The 18,873-nt window shown below is 60.8% G+C and carries 16 protein-coding genes and 1 riboswitch; of the genes, 6 read left to right on the plus strand and 10 right to left on the minus strand.

Annotated elements, in window-relative coordinates:
- Positions 1-98: 98 nt before the first annotated feature.
- The 3 genes from D7241_RS08385 to arsS form a co-directional block, all read right to left on the minus strand.
- On the minus strand, positions 99-779 hold the full coding sequence (locus tag D7241_RS08385) for an RES family NAD+ phosphorylase (protein WP_408101092.1): 681 nt from the start codon (positions 777-779) through the stop codon (positions 99-101).
- Positions 779-1,180, minus strand: a complete 402-nt coding sequence (locus D7241_RS08390; RefSeq protein ID WP_408101093.1) for an MbcA/ParS/Xre antitoxin family protein — start codon at positions 1,178-1,180, stop codon at positions 779-781. The genes D7241_RS08385 and D7241_RS08390 overlap by 1 nt, the downstream gene beginning before the upstream one ends.
- A gap of 127 nt (positions 1,181-1,307) precedes the next feature.
- Positions 1,308-2,285, minus strand: a complete 978-nt coding sequence (gene arsS, locus D7241_RS08395) for an arsenosugar biosynthesis radical SAM (seleno)protein ArsS (protein WP_408101094.1) — start codon at positions 2,283-2,285, stop codon at positions 1,308-1,310.
- A 146-nt stretch (positions 2,286-2,431) separates the two neighbouring features.
- On the opposite strand from arsS, the gene D7241_RS08400 reads away from it, so the two are divergent.
- Together D7241_RS08400 and D7241_RS08405 are read left to right on the plus strand one after the other, a co-directional pair.
- Entirely contained in the window at positions 2,432-3,130 is a 699-nt protein-coding gene (locus D7241_RS08400) for a DUF2064 domain-containing protein (RefSeq protein WP_408101095.1), read from the plus strand.
- Complete coding sequence (locus D7241_RS08405) at positions 3,123-3,842, plus strand: glycosyltransferase (RefSeq protein ID WP_408101096.1); 720 nt, start codon at positions 3,123-3,125, stop codon at positions 3,840-3,842. The genes D7241_RS08400 and D7241_RS08405 overlap by 8 nt, the downstream gene beginning before the upstream one ends.
- Positions 3,843-3,874: 32 nt before the next feature.
- On the opposite strand, the gene D7241_RS08410 is transcribed toward D7241_RS08405, so the two are convergent.
- On the minus strand, positions 3,875-6,238 hold the full coding sequence (locus D7241_RS08410; RefSeq protein ID WP_408101097.1) for a DNA polymerase II: 2,364 nt from the start codon (positions 6,236-6,238) through the stop codon (positions 3,875-3,877).
- Positions 6,239-6,638: 400 nt separating this feature from the next.
- Between D7241_RS08410 and D7241_RS08415 the strand changes: the two genes are divergently transcribed.
- Positions 6,639-7,757 (plus strand): SMP-30/gluconolactonase/LRE family protein, encoded by a 1,119-nt coding sequence (locus tag D7241_RS08415; protein WP_408101098.1) that lies wholly within the window; start codon positions 6,639-6,641, stop codon positions 7,755-7,757.
- A 293-nt stretch (positions 7,758-8,050) separates the two neighbouring features.
- On the opposite strand, the gene D7241_RS08420 is transcribed toward D7241_RS08415, so the two are convergent.
- The gene (locus tag D7241_RS08420; protein ID WP_408101099.1) at positions 8,051-8,959 is read right to left on the minus strand and encodes a chemotaxis protein CheV; all 909 of its coding nucleotides are present in this window, start codon (positions 8,957-8,959) and stop codon (positions 8,051-8,053) included.
- 124 nt (positions 8,960-9,083) lie between these two features.
- On the minus strand, positions 9,084-10,271 hold the full coding sequence (locus D7241_RS08425; protein WP_408101100.1) for an acetyl-CoA C-acyltransferase family protein: 1,188 nt from the start codon (positions 10,269-10,271) through the stop codon (positions 9,084-9,086).
- Positions 10,272-10,584: 313 nt separating this feature from the next.
- Between D7241_RS08425 and D7241_RS08430 the strand changes: the two genes are divergently transcribed.
- The 3 genes from D7241_RS08430 to D7241_RS08440 all read left to right on the plus strand — a co-directional run bounded on the left by D7241_RS08430 (position 10,585) and on the right by D7241_RS08440 (position 11,742).
- Positions 10,585-10,896: a hypothetical protein gene (locus tag D7241_RS08430; protein ID WP_408101101.1), complete on the plus strand. Its 312-nt coding sequence runs from the start codon at positions 10,585-10,587 to the stop codon at positions 10,894-10,896.
- A gap of 85 nt (positions 10,897-10,981) precedes the next feature.
- Positions 10,982-11,281, plus strand: coding sequence for a GNAT family N-acetyltransferase (locus D7241_RS08435; protein WP_408101102.1), 300 nt, complete (start codon positions 10,982-10,984; stop codon positions 11,279-11,281).
- A gap of 119 nt (positions 11,282-11,400) precedes the next feature.
- A complete protein-coding gene (locus D7241_RS08440) occupies positions 11,401-11,742 on the plus strand; it encodes an FKBP-type peptidyl-prolyl cis-trans isomerase (RefSeq protein WP_408101103.1) in 342 nt (113 codons plus the stop codon).
- Between the two features lie 35 nt (positions 11,743-11,777).
- Here D7241_RS08440 and D7241_RS08445 read toward each other — a convergent pair whose 3' ends face one another.
- The 4 genes from D7241_RS08445 to D7241_RS08460 all read right to left on the minus strand — a co-directional run bounded on the left by D7241_RS08445 (position 11,778) and on the right by D7241_RS08460 (position 18,779).
- Positions 11,778-13,043 (minus strand): D-amino acid dehydrogenase, encoded by a 1,266-nt coding sequence (locus D7241_RS08445; RefSeq protein WP_408101104.1) that lies wholly within the window; start codon positions 13,041-13,043, stop codon positions 11,778-11,780.
- A 162-nt stretch (positions 13,044-13,205) separates the two neighbouring features.
- Positions 13,206-13,303, minus strand: a riboswitch (glycine riboswitch).
- A gap of 205 nt (positions 13,304-13,508) precedes the next feature.
- On the minus strand, positions 13,509-16,628 hold the full coding sequence (locus D7241_RS08450; protein ID WP_408101105.1) for an ATP-binding protein: 3,120 nt from the start codon (positions 16,626-16,628) through the stop codon (positions 13,509-13,511).
- A 232-nt stretch (positions 16,629-16,860) separates the two neighbouring features.
- Positions 16,861-17,211, minus strand: a complete 351-nt coding sequence (locus D7241_RS08455; protein WP_408101106.1) for a hypothetical protein — start codon at positions 17,209-17,211, stop codon at positions 16,861-16,863.
- 161 nt (positions 17,212-17,372) lie between these two features.
- Complete coding sequence (locus D7241_RS08460) at positions 17,373-18,779, minus strand: DegQ family serine endoprotease (protein WP_408101107.1); 1,407 nt, start codon at positions 18,777-18,779, stop codon at positions 17,373-17,375.
- Positions 18,780-18,873: the final 94 nt, after the last annotated feature.

Below are 18,873 nucleotides of genomic sequence, written 5' to 3' on the forward strand. Positions count from 1 at the left end.
CGTGCCAACTCCGCTACGAAACCTGTGGCGTTGGGAATCCTCTCAAGATATCCAGCCCGCTTCGATTGGCGCATTACCCCACGCCACAGTGCGACAGCTCAGACCCGCATTTCGGTAATTTCCAGAACGTGAGTGATGGCGCCTGCCTTTGCATCCCAGACGTACCGAAAGTGCGGCCCCTGGACAGGCAGCGAGACCGCCTGCGGGCGGAACGCTGCGACGCATTCGTGCCCTTCCAGTCGTACGCTTCGGTACAACAGTCCCCAAATCTTGCCGTCTCGGTGCCCGCGGGCGAACGCCTGGCTGCTGCCATAGGCAGCCGGATCGGGCTGATGCAGCTCGGGCATGTCGCGCACGTCAATGAGCGGTTTAACCACTTTGTTCACATATGCGCGCATGGTGATTTCCACGTTCGCCTCGCGAGTCGCTGCAAGAAACCGCTCTTGATGAAACTTGGTTTCGGCAATAGCCGCATCGATCGAGTTGGCGCAGTAATAAACACCGTAGCTGCCGTCGCTGAAACGGCTGAGTTTGCCGATATGGGTGAATGCGGCCATCACCACTGTCGAACCGGGGCCACTGACACGATCGCCAGGCGCGACGCGTTGCAATGCGCCGGCTTCCTCGCGCAAACGGTCATTGGTCATGGCTTCCAGAGCGAAGGCAATGTCCAGATCGTCCGGGCTCAAGGTATCTTCGAATACCGCCAACGGCGGAAACGAGCTGTTGATCAGCCGATACGCTTTACGCCATCCCGGTAGGAGATCCTGCCGCGGCATCAGCCGCGCACTCCGTCGAGATAACGGCGCACATCCGCAAGATCCACCACCTGACCGCCGAGCATGTAATCGAGCGCGCTCGAGCCGTTGAAGGGCGCCGCGTCATTGGGTTTGTGCACCCATTCGTAACCCCGTTCGGCCTGGTTACTGAAGATGATGCGCAGCGCCTTGTGGATACCCATCAAGTAGGAGATCCGCTCCAGCGTGTCGCGTGGCAAACGAACTTCCGGAAGTTTCTTGTATTTGAAGTAAGTGGTATTGCCCACCGAACCCAATAGGACGCGTTGTTGATCGGCGTTGCAATTCCACAAGCCCATCAGATTGAAGAAGAACGTCAGCGCCACTCGCCCGGCATCGGGTGAGGTGATATCCGGTTTGCTGACCGCCTGTTCGAGTTTCATCTTCAGCTCCGCCTGGTTATTGCAACTAAGCGAAGGTTACTACGCATACGCATTAATTCAACAATTAAATTCATATACGGATAACTGAAAGCATTAAAATCCGGTGTGCCCGTTCCTCGGCGCCGTTTCAGTCCCTCAGTGCGCCACCGCAGCTCGATCCTTGCCCGGCAGTGCAGGCGTAGCAGTGATCACGGGTGGCGATGGGGTTGCCGTCCAGGCTCGTTGACTTCAGCAGATCGCGCAGGTGTGCGCGGTCCCGATCGATCAGGCCAGGCAGTGGCATGGGTAGTTCGAGCATCTGATTGAAATCACAGTCGTACAGGTAGCCCTGCCAGTCGACGCTGATCAGATTGCGACACATCACCCCGCCAAGGTTTTCCGGCCGGTAGCTATCGCGCAGCAGCTGCATGTAGTCGCTGAACTGCCCCTTGCTCACCAACGTGCTGCCGAAGCGTGCAATCGGCTGGTTGGTGATGGTCAGCAAGTGATTGAAGCGAATGCCGAAATCTTCAGCCAGATGCGCCTTGTAGTCGGCCTCCAGCTGCGCCTGTGGTGGCGGCAACGTGGGACCCTGCGGGTTGTACACCAGGTTGAGAATCAGCCCGCCGCCCTCTTCCCCGTAACCCAACGCATTGAGCTGGAGCAACCCGGCAATGCTGGCTTCGAACACGCCATCGCCACGCTGCCGGTCGACGTTTTCCCGCGAATAACAAGGCAACGAGGCGGTCACCTCGACTTGCTGCTCGGCCAAAAACGCGGCGAGCTCCTCGTAACCAGGCTCACTGAGAATCGTCAGATTGCAGCGATCGATTACCCTCAGCCCTTCGCGACGAGCATGCACAACGATTTCACGAAAGCGCGGGTGCATCTCAGGCGCGCCGCCAGTAAGGTCCAAAGTCTGCACCGGATGCGCGTCGATAACCTGATGCAGCAAGGCCAGGCTGTCGTCGGTCATGGCCTCTGCGCGAGTCGGTCCGGCGTTGACATGGCAATGCAGACAACGCTGATTGCAGCGGTAGGTCAGGTTGACTTGCAGCGCCTCAAAATGTGCACGGCGAATCGGCGGGAAGCTCAACGCATCGAGCAGAGGTAAAGTGTCACGCATGACAGTCGCTACTCCAGATGCTGATTTTGGAGGCACAGGACGGTTCGAAATCCAGACTGCCGAAGAAACGCACAACGCCGAACGTCCTCCGTCAAAGCATAGCCAAGCCTGCCGAGAACCCGACACCCGACCGCCAGGAGACCACGTTGCTTATAGATCCGACCACAGCAAAACAGACCGCCGCGCCCTGCCTGGTCCTGCTGTGCAAACGACCGGCATTGGGCCACGCCAAACAGCGACTGGCCGCAACGCTGGGGCAACAGTCGGCGTTGGTCGTGGCACAGGCGCTGCTCAACTGTGCGCTGGAAGACCTGCGTCAATGGCCAGGCACACGGGTGATTGCGCCGGATCAGGAACAACACCTGACGTGGGCGAGCTCGCTCGGCGGCGAGGCGACCTGCATAGCGCAATCCGACGGCAACCTCGGCCAGCGCCTGAACGAGCTGGACCGCCAACTGCGCCACGAAGGCCGGCGCCAGCTGATATTCATCGGCAGCGATTGCCCCGCCCTGCTCCCGGACGACTATCGGACCGTCAGCGACCTGCTGCAATCGTTTGATACCGTTTTGCTCGGTGCGCGCGATGGCGGCGTCGTACTGATGGCTTCCAACCTTCCATGGCCTGATCTCGTTGCGCTGCCCTGGAGTACCGATCACCTCGGCAGCTCCCTCGCGCAGCTGTGTCGCCACGATGGACACAGTGTCGTCATCGCTGGCGAGTCGTTCGACATCGACCACGCCGAAGACCTCTCGCACCTAGCAACCACGCTGCTCGGCGATGATCGCCCTGCGCGTCGCCAGCTGCTGTGCCTGCTTCAGCGGCTCGGAATTGGCAGCGATGCCTGAGCGCAGCGGCATCAGCGTGATCGTTCCCTGCTGGCGGGACGAACATGCCTTGGCGCGGCTACTGGGCGGCCTCGGCGAGTTGTTCGCAACAGCTGAAGTAGCCTGCGAAATAATTGTCGTGGATGGCGCCAATAACGAGCAGTGCCGAGACCTTTGCGAGCGACATGCGGCACGTTGGCTGCCGACCAACCCTTGCCGCGGCGAGCAGCTGCGCCTGGGCGCAAGCCAAGCCCGACATCCGCTGTTATGGTTTCTGCACGCCGATGCCCAACTGCACGGCAATCCGCTGTCGGAGATGCAGAACGCAATCGCCAGCGGTGCGGTCGGCGGCTATTTCAGTTTCCGTTTTGCCGGTCGGACAGGCTGGCAAGGCAAGCTGCTCGAGCAGCTGATCGGCCTGCGCTGTCGGTTCGGCGTGCCCTACGGTGACCAAGGCCTGTTCGTCGCAACCGAGGCCTACGAACGCTGCGGACAGCACAGCCCCTGGCCGCTGTTCGAAGAAGTCCAATTGGTGAAATGTTTACGCAAGCACGGCGATTTCATTCGCCTGGATGACGGCATCCGCGTCGACCCGCGGCGTTGGCAGCGCGACGGCTGGTGGCGTCGCTCCCTGCACAACCGCCTCCTGGCGTTACAGTTCGCATGCGGTGTGCCTGTCGAGCATCTTGCACAGCGCTATACAGGACAATGCCCCAGGGATTCGGACAGATAACGCTTCGGTCGAGAATTTCTTCGCGCTTGAGCTCAAAACAGACCGAGCTGTTCATCGATCAGCGCCGAAAAGCTGTCCTCCACGAACGGCAGGATGGCGTCCGCGATCGGCTGCAGCTGGCGTGTCACGTAATGGTCGTAATCGATTGCCGCGCGTCGCACTTCCAAGGGCTCCGGGCCTGCCACGGTGATCAGGTAGCTGATCCAGCCGCCGTTCTGATATTGGCGCTGGCGGCCCTGTTGCAGGTTGTAGTCGTCGGCGATTCGCGCGGCACGCACGTGCGGCGGCACGTTGCGCTCGTAGTCATCCAGGCGACGGCGCAATCGCTTGCGGAAGATCAGCAGTTCATCCAGCTCACCATCCAGGGTGCGGTGTACATAGTCGCGCACGTAGTCCTGGTACGGCTCGCGGTTGAAGATGCGCCGGTACAGCTCCTGCTGGAATTGCTGGGCCAGTGGCGACCAGTCGGTGCGGACGGTTTCCAGTCCTTTGAAGACCAACCCATCGCTGCCGTCGGGGCGCGTGACCAGCCCGGCGTAGCGCTTCTTGCTGCCCTCCTCCGCACCGCGAATGGTGGGCATCAAAAAGCGTTTGAAATGGCTTTCGAATTGCAGCTCTAACGCGCTTTCCAAGCCGAACTCGTGCTGCAGATGCTCACGCCACCACAGGTTGATCCGCTGTACCAGCCGCTTGCCGATGCGCGCGGCATCCTCGTCACTGTGCGCGCTTTTTAGCCAGACGAAAGTGGAATCGGTGTCGCCGTAAATCACGCTGTAGCCCTCGGCTTCGATCAGCTCCCGCGTGCGGCGCATGATTTCATGCCCGCGCAGCGTAATGGACGAAGCCAGGCGCGGGTCGAAGAAGCGGCAACCGCTGGAACCGAGCACGCCGTAGAAGGCGTTCATGATGATCTTCAGCGCCTGTGAAAGCGGCTTGTTGCCTTCGCGCTTGGCCGTCTCGCGCCCGTCCCAGACGCGCTCGACAATGGCTGGCAGGCAATGCCGCGCCCGAGAAAAGCGTGCACCGCGAAAACCCGGTACCGACTCGCTGTCGTCGGGATGGCGCATCCCTTCGACCAAACCCACTGGATCGATGAGAAAGGTACGGATGATCGACGGGTACAGGCTCTTGTAATCCAGTACCAGGACCGACTCATACAGGCCCGGTTGCGAGTTCATCACGAAGCCGCCGGGACTGGCTTCGGGCGGCCGCTCGCCGAGGTTGGGGGCAACGAAGCCCTGGCGGTGCATCAGCGGAATGTAGAGGTGTTCGAAAGCGGCCACCGAACCCCCGCTACGATCGGCCGGCAAGCCGGTGACCGTGGCGCGTTCAAGCAGGAAAGTCAGCAGTTCGGTCTTGTGGAAGATTCGCGTGACCAGCTCGCAATCCTTGAGGTTGTAGCGCGCAAGAGCCGGCTTGTCCTCGGCGAACATGCGGTTGATTTCGTCCATGCGCTGGTACGGCGTGTCGATCGCCTTGCCTTCGCCAAGCAGCGTTTGCGCGACGTTTTCCAGGCTGAACGAGGGGAAGCTCCAGGTCGCCGAGCGCAACGCCTCGATGCCATCGATGATCAACCGCCCCGCCGCCGCCGCGAAGAAGTGGTTGCTGCGGCTGCCATGCTCGCGCCAGGCCATCTCGTCGCCACCGCGCCCCAGCCGCAACGGCACCTGATAGCGCTGGGCCTGTTCACGCAACACGCGCAGATCGAACTGCACCAGGTTCCAGCCGATGATGGCGTCTGGATCATGCAACGCCAGCCAGTCGTTCAGCCGCTCGATTAACTGCTTGCGGCTGTCGCAATATTCCAGTTGGAAATCCACCGTGCCGGCGTCGCCGTTGACTGGCCCGAGCATATAGACCTGACGCTGGCCGCAGCCTTCCAGCGCAATGGAATACAGCTCGCCGCGCATGGTGGTTTCGATGTCCAGCGAGACCAGCCGGAGTTGCGGCCGGTAGTGCGGTGCGGGCTTGATCTGCGCCTCGACCAACGCGCCCTCCGCATCCGGCTGACCGTTGAAGCTGACGGGTGCGGTAATGAAGCGCTCCATCAGATAACGCTCAGGTGGGCGTATGTCGCCCTCATAGACATCGAGCCCCGCGGCGCGCAGACGCTTGTCCAGATTCATCAATTGCCGATGCTGCTTGCAGTACAGGCCGACCACCGGTCGGTGACGAAAATCGGTCAGGCTCAGCGGGCGCAATTCGACGTCGCGCTCGCCCTTGAGCAGCATTTCGACCTTGCGCTGTTGCTCTGCGGGAATGAACGCAACCGAAGGCTGGTACGGAACCCGGAGCCGACGCGGGCCAGCGTTGGTCGCCAGCCAGAATTCCACCTCAGTGCCTGCCGCCGTGTCGCGCCAGTGCCGGGTCAGGACGAAGCCCTGCTGTAAATCCACCGCTAGCTACCTTGGACTGTTTCGTAGCACGCCATTCTACGTCGCATTGTCTTCGCAGGCGCGATGAAGCTAGGCGGAGTCATACGATCACTACGAACCCGTCATTGAGACGAGCATCGCACTGGAATAGCCAATTCATCGCAGGATTGCCTTTGACAAGCCGCTGGGCGCTAACAATACTGAAGCAGGTTGTACGATGACATGACTCAACAATAACAACGGAAATCGACATGTCCCTTTCACCCGCTCCAGCTCCCGCACGCCTGTCGCTGCCGTTACCTCACGCGCACAGCCCACCTCACCTGAACCACTGAACTCACCTGCATCCACTTCTCTGTCGACGCTCGGCAGAGACGCACGCCTTTGCCCACAAAAAGACCTCTACCTAGGACGCACCACGATGACAGTAAGCAAAGATGACTCCGCGATCGACGACCAATGCAGTGCCCGCCGCGCCTTTCTGAAAAACTCGCTGATGGTGTCGGCGGGTGTCGCCTCGATGGGAAGTCTGGGGCTGTCTCGGCTCGCCATCGCCGAGCCGCTGACTCAGCGGTATCCAGATGAGTTGGTTGAGATTCTCGACGAGAGCTTCGCCAAGTACCGACTGTTCAACGCCAGCGTCGAGCGGCTCGCCACTGGCATGCGCTGGGCCGAAGGTCCGGTCTGGGTCGGCGATGGGCGCTACCTGCTGGTCAGCGACATTCCAGAAAACCGGATCATGCGCTGGGATGAAATCACCGGTTCGTTCGATGTCTATCGCGAGCCCTCGAACCACTCCAATGGCCTGGCGCGCGATCTGCAGGGACGACTGCTGGTCTGTGAAGGCTCGACCACCAACGGCCAGGGCCGCCGAGTCACCCGCACCGAACCGGACGGCAGCATCACGGTGCTCGCGGACAGCTTCGAGGGTAAGCGCTTCAATTCGCCCAACGATCTGGCGGTCAAACGGGACGGCTCGATCTGGTTCACCGACCCGCCCTTCCAGACCACCAACTATTACGAAGGCCACAAGATCCAGACCGAGCTACCAGACGCGGTTTACCGCATCGATGGCGAAACCGGTACGGTGACCCGAGTAATCGACTCGATCGCCGGCCCCAACGGCATTTGTTTCTCGCCGGACGAGAAAGCGCTTTATGTAGTCGAAGGCCGCGCCAAGCCCAATCGCCTCGTCTGGGCCTATCCGGTCAACGATGACGGCACCCTGGGCGAGCGCCGCAAGCACATCGAGGCGCAAACCCACGGCGCGCTTGATGGAATCGCCTGCGACGAGGACGGCAATCTCTGGTGTGGATGGGGCAGCTCGGGCTCACCGGAAGCCGACACGGCGGAACTGGACGGTGTGATGATTTTCAACCCGCAGGGCACGGCGATCGGCAAGATCCGCTTGCCGGAACGTTGCGCCAACCTGTGCTTCGGTGGCAGCAAGGGCAACCGGTTGTTCATGGCTAGCAGCCATTCGATCTATGCGTTGTACGTCAACACACGCGACGCGAGCTTCGGCAAATATGGCGCCTGAGTAGGCGCCGCTCGTCTACCCAAACCCAGCTTTAGGTAGGAGCGCGCTTGCTCGCGAAGAGCTGCCGCACCGGGCTCAATGCGTTCGCGAGCAAGCTCGCTCCTACAGAAAGTGCCCCCTCCAGACCTCGGTCTGATCGGGCGAACCGATGGAACATCTCGTCGCGCCCCACTCAACAGACTGCTTTTGTAGGAGCGAGCTTGCTCGCGATCAGCTGCCACACGAGGCCAGAAGCGTTCGCGAGCAAGCTCGCTTCTACAGGTTGGGCGCGCTACCCGGAAGCGCCCGCTCGCTCAGGCGACCGACGCACCCTCGCCCAGATGAATCACCCGCGCAGCGCGCAGCATGGATTTGGCCAGTTCCGGCGGAGAGAATTTCGTCAGAATGTCATTGGCGCCGGCCGCCTTGGCCTTGTCGGTGCTCATCGTGCTATCTAGCGAGGTGTGCAGCAGTACGTAGAGGGAGGCGTAATCCGGGTGCTTACGCAACGCCTGGGTGAAGGTATAACCGTCCATTTCGGGCATTTCGATGTCCGAAACCACGACATTGATCGCCTCGTAGCTGTCCTTCAGGCTGTCGAGCTTCTCGAAGGCTTCGCGAGCGCTACGCACCGCGTGGCAGGTCACGCCCATCTTGCTCAGCGCCGATACCGACATGTGAATCGCCACCTGACTGTCATCGACAATCAGCGCGCGGGTTTCGGTGAGCAGTTGTGCGTCCTGGTCATCGAGGTGGGAAATGTCTGCCTCGATCGGAACCGGCGCGATGTTATGCATCACCTTTTCCACGTCGAGGATCTGAATCAGCTCACCGTCGATGTCGGCCGTCCCGGTAATGAACGAACTGATTCGTGCACCGTAGGGCGGCGGCATAATTTTCGAGGACTGGATGTGGACGATCCTGACCACCGACTGCACGTGCAAACCCTGCTTCGATCGGCTGATTTCGGTGACGATCAGGCAGCCGCCTTTCGGATCCTGCAGCGGCGCCATGCCGATGGCCAGGCTCAGATCGATGACCGACAGCGGCTGACCACGCAGCGTGGCGACGCCCCGTACATGGGGGTGCGCCTCGGGCAGACGGGTCAATGACGGGGTCGGGATTATCTCGCTGACCTTCAACAAATTGATCGCCATCTGCTTGCCACTGCGAAGCGTGAACAGCAGAAGCGATAAGGAGTCGGTGGCGGATGCGTTATTCATGGATAGTCCTGATAGAAAGCCAGTCTCGTGCGGCGAAATCACCTCGCTACAGCCTTGTCGGCTGGCGCGGAGAAATCTTCAATCGAAGACCAACCGCGCCCGACGGGATGCCGGCTTCTACCGATCAGACCCGCTCGAAGATCGCCGCGATTCCCTGCCCGCCGCCGATGCACATGGTGACCAGCGCGTAGCGGCCCTGGATGCGCTGCAGTTCATGCACCGCCTTGACGCTGATGATCGCGCCCGTGGCACCCACCGGATGCCCGAGCGAGATGCCTGAGCCGTTGGGATTGACCCGCGCCGGGTCCATGCCGAGCTCCTGCATCACCGCGCAGGCTTGGGCGGCGAAGGCTTCGTTGGCTTCGATCACATCGATTTGTTCCAGACGGATACCGGTGCGCTCCAGCACCTTGCGCACCGCCGGCACCGGACCGATGCCCATGTAAGCCGGATCGACACCTGCATGGGCATAACCGACCAATCGCGCCATGGGCGTTAGCCCGAGTGCCTTTGCCCGTCCCGCCTCGGCCAGTATCAGCGCCGCAGCACCATCGTTCAGACCGGACGCGTTGCCCGCGGTCACGGTGCCGTTTTCCTTCTTGAACACCGGTTTCAGTGTGGCGAGTCGTTCGGCCGTGAGATCCGGGCGCAGATGCTCGTCGGTGTCGAACAAAACGCTGCCCTTGCGGGTAGCGATCTCGACCGGAACGATCTGCTCACGGAAGTAGCCGTTCTCCAGCGCACGGGCGGCACGCTGCTGGCTCTCCAATGCCAATGCGTCCTGCTGTTCACGGCTGATGCCGTAGCGTTCGGCGACGTTTTCTGCGGTCACGCCCATGTGAAATTTACCCCAGGGATCGTGCAACAGCGTGTTCATGTAGTCGATCGCCGTGCTGTCACCGAGGCGCGCGCCCCAGCGCAGATTGGGCAGGATGAACGGCCCGCGGCTCATGCTTTCGGCTCCGCCACCGATGGCCACATCGGTATCGCCGAGCAGGATCGACTGCGCGGCGGAGATTACCGCCTGCAGGCCCGACCCGCACAGGCGGTTGACGTTGAACGCAGGCGTTTCCAGCGGAATGCCAGCATCCACGGCGGCCACTCGCGCCAGATAGCCGTCTCGGGGTTCGGTGGGTATTACGTTGCCCATCACCACGTGGCCAACCGCTTCCGGCGGCGTGCCGGAACGCTCCAGAACGCCGCGACAGGCGGTAGTGGCAAGGGAAATCAGGTCGACGTCCTTCAGCGCGCCGCCGTAGGAGCCAATCGGTGTACGGACGGCGCCGACAATGACGATTTCGCGTTCAGCCATGCTGTTTTCTTCCATTGATTTCAGATCGCGCCGGTCGAAGCGGCACAGGGTTGGTCGATCCTAGCCGGATAACACTTGAGAACAATACGGACCGCTGCAGAAAGGCTCTGCGAATTTGCAGAACCGTATGGTCATTCCCATCGGACGACGTTGCGATGCGTCTTTCGGACGTGAAAGCTGTATTTCGTAAAACCGTGCCGTCGAAGTCGCGCTGGGCGGAGCCAGGAGTGCGTCCGTCGCCGATGCCACACCAAGCGGGAACATGCATGGCCGCACCGGGCCCAAGCTAGACCACCGACCCGGAGATCCAGCGATGAGCAAGGCAGTCAAACCGGACGCAGAACAACCCTACTTCGATACGCCCGCACACATACCGAGCGGCAGCAACCACCAGATTCCGCACAGTCATCGACTGATCTATCGCGACCACGACATCATCGTGCATATCACCGGTTACGAGTACGAAACCTTCGGTGAAACACTCTGGGCCGTGGGGGCCGAGGTGGTGAAAGACCGCGAGATCGTAGTCCCGGTGAACGTCGATCAGACGCAGCATTACCGCAGCTTCGACGAAGCGCTCGAGCACGGCACGGAACTGGGCAAACGACTGGTCGATGAGCTGTAGCTCGGCGTCACACGGGGATACAGGATATTCCTAGCCAGTATTCGCGGCGCCTTCCCCCTGCATATCATCAGAAGGAAACCTACCGATGAGTGAGAACAACGCGAACGTCCGACACGACGAAGACCAACAGCGTTACCTGCTGGAAATCGATGGCAAAGCGCTCGGCTTTGCCGAATATCGGCAGGACGGCGACCGCCAGATATTCACCCACACCGAAGTGGATCAGAGCCTCGAAGGCCAGGGCATGGGCAGCATATTGATTCGCCAGTCGCTCGACGATGCTCGCCGGCGCGGCAAGCGCGTTGTGCCCGTCTGCGGGTTCGTCGCCGCCTATGTAAAGAAGCATCGTGACTGGGACGACATCATCGACTCGTCTGTTCAGTAGAATAAGCAGCTTGCCCCGCTCCCACAGAACCCCGGGCGCTCGCCCACAGCAAAAGAACAAGGTAACCCGCATCCCTTGGATGAGGTCTGATGCGGCGATGCCCCTCCAGAGAAGAATTTATGAGCAACGAGCTGCAAATCGAGGACATCCTGCTGGGCGACGGCAAGGCAGTCGTCAAGGGTGCGCTAATCACTACTGAATACCGCGGCCAGCTCGAAGACGGCACCACCTTCGACTCCTCCTATGATCGCGGCAAGCCCTTCCAATGCGTGATCGGCACCGGGCGTGTGATCAAAGGCTGGGACCAGGGCCTGATGGGCATGAAAGTTGGAGGCAAACGCAAACTTTTCGTCCCCGCTCACCTCGCCTACGGCGAACGACAGATCGGCGAGCACATCAGGCCGAACTCGAACCTGATCTTCGAAATCGAGCTGCTGGAAGTGCTGACGCGCGATGATTGAATGACTGCGGCGCTAACGCCGCAGCCACAACCAGATCAAACCAACGCGGCCTGCCGGGTCGTATTGTGAGTCGGGTTCGCTGAGCCCAGCGACTGGACGACCACGTCGCCGATCATGTCCGCAGTGATGGCACACAGGGTCCAGCCGAGATGCCCGTGGCCGGTGTTGTAGAACACGCAGGGCGACTTACCGCGGCCGACCTTGGGCATCATGTTCGGCATCATCGGGCGCAGCCCGGCCCAGGGGATGACGCTTTGAGTGCTAATGCCGGGGAAACATTCGGCGACCCAATCCACCAGCGGACGAATACGGTCGGCGCGGATGTCGCGGTTGTAGCCGTTGAACTCGGCGGTGCCAGCCACTCTCAGACGGTGGTCGCCGAGGCGGCTGGTTACCAGTTTGGTTTCGTCGTCCAGCAGGCTGACGGTCGGTGCAGCCGCACGGCTGGCCTCGTCGTTGAGGTTGACCGTTATCGAGTAACCCTTAACCGGATAGATGTTCACCCGATCGCCCAGTTGCGCAGCCAGTGCTCGACTGGCGGTGCCGGCGCAGACGACCATGGCATCGAAATCCAGGCGCTCTTCGCCGCCTGGCGTGGCAATGGTCACGCTGGCACCGTTGCCGTCGGCCGCGACATGTTTGACGTCCTCGCCGTAACGGCAATTTACGCCCAGGCGAATGGCCGCCGCTGCAAGGCCATTGGTGAATTTGTGGATGTCGCCAGTGGAGTCGCATTCGGTGTAGTAGCCGCCGTAATACTGTCCTGCCAGGGTCGGCTCGATGGCGCGCATCTCGTCCAGCGTCACGCTACGGCGCGGCAAGCCGCCCTGAGCCAATAGCGTGGACACCTTGCCGGCATGATCGAAGCCGGCCTTGTCGCGGTAGATGTGCAGGATGCCGGCCTTTTTCAGATCGAAATCGATGCCCTCGTCCTCTGCCCAGGCGAACAAGTGTTCACGGGCAGCGATGGCCAGGCGTGCGGTCTCGATGGTGTTGTTGCGGTATTGCGGGATGGAGCCGATGAACTCGGCGAACCAGGAGAGCTTGTGCCAGCTGGGCTTGGGATTGACCAGCAACGGCGCATCGTTTTTGAGCATCCACTTGAGGCCCTTGAGGATGGTCGACCAATGGGTCCACACCTCCGCGTTGGAGGCAGAAAGCTGGCCACCATTAGCGAAGGAAGTTTCCATCGCGGCGTAGCGGTGCTTTTCGAAAAGGGTCACGGTGAAACCGCGCTTGGCCAGCGCATAGGCAGTGGTGATGCCGGTAATACCACCACCAACGACAGCGATCGTCTTCATTTTGCAGCTCCAGAACGTCAACAGGTTAGAGCCCGCCCGCACATGCGGATCAGGCGCCCCCTCTGTTCTGGACCTGAGAGTTTCACGAGAGCTGGCGTAGCCGGTCCTCGTTTGCTCCTTCGGTGCGCCAAGCGACGAAGCCTGGCGGCTCTTCAGAGTTCACCCGCGATATCGGTCCTTTTGCCTGAGAGTTTCCGGGGCGGTTGCTCCTTCGGCGCTGCATACGGCGATGCCGTTGCAGTCTCTCCCGATACCACACCATCCTTTATCAGGCGATCGACGGCGATCTCCCGATAGACAAAGCAAGGCACGCTGCGTGCCAGAAAATTCATCGCTACATCGGCTTTACCATCCGGCCGACTGGCCAGTGCATTCGAATGCAAGAAAGCGATTGGCGTCCAGCGTTTCTACAGCACAAACCAAATAGAAGATACCCCCGCCGAGCGGCCCGGCACAGACGCAACGTCAGGCGCCCACCACCGAGATCAACCGGGCAATGTCGACTGGCTTGGTCATATGGATGTCGAAACCCGCCGCCAGCGCGTTCTCCTTGTCGCTCGGCTGCCCCCAGCCAGTAATGGCCACCAACAGGACGTCCGCATTAACAGGGTGCGCTCGAATCAACCGCGCTACTTCATCGCCGCGCAGGCCAGGCATGCCGATGTCCAACAACACCACTTCCGGATCGAGCTCCTGGTAGCGCTTGAACGCCTCGATACCGTCGAAAGCCAGATACACCTCGTGGCCTTCCAGCCGGAGGATTTCGGCCATGGTTTCGGCGATGTCGCGGTTGTCGTCGGCAACCAGAATCCGCCGCGTGCGGACCGTAACTCCGCCACGCTCGCTGGGTTGCCGACCGGATTGTGCTACCGCCATTGCCGGCAGACTCAGAATGAATTCTGCACCCAGACCCAGCCCCGCGCTGCTGACGCGAATATCCCCGCCGTGCAGATTCGCCAACCCTCTGGCCAACGCCAGACCGATACCCAGACCACTGTTGACCTGCATCCCGGCTGTGGGTATCTGTGCGAATCGCTCGAAAATCAGCTTGAGGTTTTCACGAGCGATACCCAGGCCGTTGTCTGCCACCGAAATGGTCGCCATCTCGCCGTTCAGCGCGGCGCTGATGCTGATCCGCCCACCATTGGCGGTGAATTTGGCAGCGTTGTTCAGCAGATTGGTGAGGATCTGTTCGAGCCGGAGCGGGTCGGCGTCCAGCAGGATCGGCTCCGCGGGCAGCTTCACGATAAGCTCATGTTGTTTCGCTTCGATCTTGGCGCGAACCGTCTCGACGGCACCATCGACCACTGCCCTCAGGTCCAGCGACTCCTTGCGGAGTATCAGCTTGCCCAGGGTGATGCGGGATATATCGAGCAGGTCGTCCAACAACAACGCCATGTGACGGACCTGCCGCTCAATGATCTGCTGGCTACGCAGCTTCTGCGCCTCGGATGCAGCGGGTGAGCCGAAGATGCCGGCTGCCAGGCGTATCGGTGCCAGCGGGTTACGCAGCTCATGGGCCAAGGTCGCGAGGAATTCATCCTTGCGTCGATCAGACTCCAGGATCGCCTGCTCCTGGCGTTTGGACTCGGTGACGTCGGCAAACCAGACGGCGAGCCTGTGCTCGAAGGGTGTGGCGATCAGGCGCACCCAACGTTCGCTGTCAAAGGCCGTGCTACGCATCTCCACATCACGCGGCTGCTGCTGCGTCGCCACCGCCACCAGCGTGCCCATGGCTTGCGGATTGGCATTGGGCCCGAGTACTTCGCTGAGGCGACGTCCCGTCAGCTCCACGACCATTCCGTGCAAGCTCGTGGCACCGGTTGGATTGATGAAGTCCAGCCGAAAGTCATGCAACTCACCTGCAGCATCAAGGTGTGGCGAGAGGATGGCGAACGGGACGGTAGACGAGTCCAGCGCCACCTGCAGCCGTCTTTCAAGCATGCCCGCCTTGGTCTGTGCCCGCGCCCGATCGATGAATACCGCGGCAAGACCGGCCGAGAGGTCGGCCAGGCGGATCTCCCGCTCGGTCGGTGGTCGCGGCTCTTTGAGCTGCACGGTCAGCGTGCCCAGAACACTGCCATCGCTATGCCGGATCGGCGTGCTGTGAGCAGAGCGAAACCCTTCGGTACGGGATACCGCAAGAAACTCAGTAAAACGCAAATCGGTTTCGGTGTCTGTCACCACTACCCGACAGCCATTCTGTATCGCCGCACCGCAAGCGCCGAGCCCGGGCGCTACGTTGTCCATGAGTTCCAGTGAAGCGGCTGAAAATCCCTTCGATGCGTGAATGCGCAAGGGCGACGCGCCATCGCTGAGCGCCAGCAATCCATGAGTTGCGCCGTGCAGCTCGCACAACGCATCGACAATCGCGTCGAGCTGAGCAGCCAGCGTCGGCAATTGCAGCAGGCGGTTACCTAACGCCTGCAGCACTTCGAGATCGCTTACTTGCTGGGTAAGATCCCGCTGCGCCAGCTCCAGCCGTGACAGCATGCTGTCGCGCTCGGCTTCGCTCGCTTGGAGCGCCTGTGCAGCAGAAGCCAGGGCACGACCGACCTCTCGCACTTCTTCGATTTCGCTATTCGGCGCCTGGACCGACTGGCCCCGGCCAATAGCCTGGGCGGCACGTCGAAGTTGGCGCATCGGCACGTTGATACGCCGCGTCGCGAACAACGCCGCGGCCACCGCGAAGAACATAGAAAGCAGCAACCCACCGCCGTACAAGGTATAGGCCCGCACAGCACCGGCTTCTACCATCTGGGTGGGCACGCCTGTCGCGACGACCCACCTGGACGGATGCAGACGAACGAAGGCGGTATAAACCGAGGAACCCTCCAATGTCATGGACATCCCGATGCCCTCATCGGCGGGATTGTCCATGAGCATCTGCGCGAGTGTCGGCGAGGCCGACTGGCCCACTGTCTCCAGGTGTCGTTGGGAGCGCGCGATACGCCTACCCGAGGCGTCCAGCACAGTGGTAACCCAACCCGGAGGCAGCCGACGGTTGCTGATGACTTCAAGGATGGATTCGGGCTTGAGCACAGCCGTCAGGACATAGCGGGCGCCCGCCTCGATACCGACAGGCACACGTATGGGAATCCCCCACACCCCGCCGGGCCCCAGCCCCATGTTGCCGACCTGCGGCTCGCCAGTGCGCATCACTTCAGCGAAGCTGCGCGGCTCGGCGATCGTCTTGGATGCAGGCGAGTCGTGCTGCGAAACGCGCCGAATAACCTCACCCTCCGGAGTAATGATGAGTAGCGCATACCAGCTGGGCACAGAGGGCAACACGCGCCGGACCATGACGGAGAAGCCGTCGATATCGCCCTCTTCGAGCAACGATGACTGCGACAACGCCTGCAGCACGTCCAAGGAGCGCTTGAGTTCAACCTCGACGGCTGTGGCGGCCAAGCGCGTGGCTTCGAGGCTGCGCTGTTTCGCCAATTGCTTCTGGTCGTTGACGATCGATACCAGGCCCAGCCCGGCCACTAGCGCCAAAGGCATAATCCCGGCAAGCGCGATTGCCAGCAAACGGCTGCGCAACGGTACCGAACGGGCCGGTTTCGCTCCACTTGCCTGATTCAAAATAGCTACCCCTGGGCGCCCTGGCTGAATCAGGGCGTTGATAAATCCTTTGGCGAAACGATACAGCGCCGAGCGGAACGGTTTAGCTTAAGCGATCCGCGCGAGACGAGTATTAGCACTTTGGAGAGCATTTGCTTCAGACCAGTTCATTCGCTCATATGAAGTAGCAAGCACCTGTTGTCAGGTCTTTCGAATCGGATATCAGGTAAAAGATTCACCTGTTCGAATCCCGTCATTCATCGCGTATGCAGGTCAACAGCGCGTTGAGGGTCGAATCCCCGTATTCACCGCTCATGGTAAGCGCGCCGCGGCCACCCGGAGCGATAATCGAGATCGGCGATTCGTCCAACCCTGGCGCAGCCTCGGTATCGCCTGGATGCAGCTGGCAGGCTACCTTGAAGCGCTCGTGATTGGTGATCAGCACCTGTACCAATCCTGACTCGATGCCAGCCTGGGTATCGGTGTCCAGCTCGCTGATCTGCACGTCGAGATTCAGGTCGTTCAGTTCACGTTCCAGCTCCAGCGGATCGGCCGTAACCGTCAACGGCAGCAGGAACAAGCCCAGCAGCAAAATCATTTTCATCGAAATCTCGCGAAAGTCGGCTCAAACCATATGGAGCCGCCAAAACCTTCGCGAGTTCGATCCCATATCTTTGCATCCTTATCCAGCCACGCTGCCTCACGCGGGCAAAAAAAGGCCCGCATCAAGCGGGCCTGGAGCAGCGAATCGGACAGATCTGGCCGCTATTTCGGCAGCTTGAAGGTAATGAAGCTCGCCCGTCCTTCACGGAGTACACGCATCGACACGGAGCGGTTGTTCGGCAAATCCTTGACGACCTGGCTGAACGTGTCGACCGAATCGATGGCTTCATTGTTGAGGTGGGTAATCACATCACCCGGACGTAGGCCAATCATCGCGGCAGGGCCCTGGCTGATATCGCTGATTACCACGCCACCCGAGATTTCAAGCGCCTGACGTTGCGCGTCCGTCAGTGCTGTCACGGAAACGCCCAAGCGATTGTCGCTGTGCGTGGCTCCACCCGAGCCGCCAGCGGACGCAAGGAGATCGCCATCTTCCGGCAACGCGCCAATATCGATAGTCAGGGTTTCGCGGTCACCATCGCGCACCACCTCGAGCTTGGCTTCGGTGCCCGGCTTAATCGCGCCGATCAGGTGCGGCAGGTCACCGGACATATCGATGGACTTGCCATTCAGGCTCAGGATTACATCGCCCACTCGCAAACCACCCTTGGCCGCCGGGCCGCCATCCATGACCTGTGCAACGAGCGCACCGGCCGGACGTTCGAGACCGAAGGACTCGGCCAAGTCCTTGTTTACTTCCTGAATTACCACGCCGAGCCAGCCGCGGCTGACTTTCCCGTCTTCACGCAATTGATTGGCGACGTCCATGGCGACGTCGATAGGGATCGCGAACGACAAGCCCATGAAGCCACCGGAGCGGGTGAAGATTTGTGAGTTTATGCCAACGACCTCGCCTTCCAGATTGAACAGCGGCCCACCGGAGTTACCCGGATTGATTGCCACATCCGTCTGAATGAAAGGCACATAGCTCTCGTTCGGCAGGCTGCGGCCGGTGGCGCTGACCACACCAGCGGTTACGGTGTGATCGAACCCAAACGGCGAGCCGATGGCGACGACCCACTCGCCCACCTTCAACTCCTCGGAGTTGCCTAGCTTTACCGTCGGCAGACCATCTCCTTCGATTTTCAGCAAGGCGACATCGCTTCGCGGGTCGGCCCCTACCAGCTTGGCTTGCAGCTCACTACGGTCGGGCAGGCGGACCATGATTTCATCGGCGTCAGCCACTACGTGATTATTGGTCAGCACATAGCCATCTTCGGAAATGATGAACCCCGACCCCAGCGACTGCACCTCTCGACGGCGATCCGGCTGCTGCGGCATCCCGCGCTCGAAAAACTCGCGGAACATAGGCGGAATGCCTTCGAGGTCAGGCATCTGCGCCTGTGCGCCACGCATGGGTTGGTTCTGCTTGGTACTGATGTTGACTACTGCTGGCGAGGCACTTTCGACCAGCGGCGTGAAATCCGGCAGCTCGGCGTGAGCGACGAGCGTCTGGCCAAACAACGCCACGCCGGCCACGACAGCCATGAAGTTTTTACGAAGAATCATGGTGACTGGTCTCTCCACGATGGAAAAAGATGATTTAAACGCCCCGCTTCTAGCAGGTCGGCGAAAACGTTGGCAAGCCGGCCAAGACAAGACG

Source organism: Stutzerimonas sp. VN223-3 (assembly GCF_045999685.1).
In the GTDB taxonomy this organism is placed as follows: domain Bacteria; phylum Pseudomonadota; class Gammaproteobacteria; order Pseudomonadales; family Pseudomonadaceae; genus Stutzerimonas; species Stutzerimonas stutzeri_AR.

Coding starts and splice junctions, on each gene's coding strand:
- D7241_RS08385 (WP_408101092.1), bottom strand. CDS start 779: ATGCCGCGGCAGGATCTCCTACCGGGATGGCGTAAAGCGTATCGGCTG.
- D7241_RS08390 (WP_408101093.1), bottom strand. CDS start 1,180: ATGAAACTCGAACAGGCGGTCAGCAAACCGGATATCACCTCACCCGAT.
- arsS (WP_408101094.1), bottom strand. CDS start 2,285: ATGCGTGACACTTTACCTCTGCTCGATGCGTTGAGCTTCCCGCCGATT.
- D7241_RS08405 (WP_408101096.1), top strand. CDS start 3,123: ATGCCTGAGCGCAGCGGCATCAGCGTGATCGTTCCCTGCTGGCGGGAC.
- D7241_RS08415 (WP_408101098.1), top strand. CDS start 6,639: ATGACAGTAAGCAAAGATGACTCCGCGATCGACGACCAATGCAGTGCC.
- D7241_RS08420 (WP_408101099.1), bottom strand. CDS start 8,959: ATGAATAACGCATCCGCCACCGACTCCTTATCGCTTCTGCTGTTCACG.
- D7241_RS08425 (WP_408101100.1), bottom strand. CDS start 10,271: ATGGCTGAACGCGAAATCGTCATTGTCGGCGCCGTCCGTACACCGATT.
- D7241_RS08430 (WP_408101101.1), top strand. CDS start 10,585: ATGAGCAAGGCAGTCAAACCGGACGCAGAACAACCCTACTTCGATACG.
- D7241_RS08435 (WP_408101102.1), top strand. CDS start 10,982: ATGAGTGAGAACAACGCGAACGTCCGACACGACGAAGACCAACAGCGT.
- D7241_RS08440 (WP_408101103.1), top strand. CDS start 11,401: ATGAGCAACGAGCTGCAAATCGAGGACATCCTGCTGGGCGACGGCAAG.
- D7241_RS08445 (WP_408101104.1), bottom strand. CDS start 13,043: ATGAAGACGATCGCTGTCGTTGGTGGTGGTATTACCGGCATCACCACT.
- D7241_RS08455 (WP_408101106.1), bottom strand. CDS start 17,211: ATGAAAATGATTTTGCTGCTGGGCTTGTTCCTGCTGCCGTTGACGGTT.
- D7241_RS08460 (WP_408101107.1), bottom strand. CDS start 18,779: ATGATTCTTCGTAAAAACTTCATGGCTGTCGTGGCCGGCGTGGCGTTG.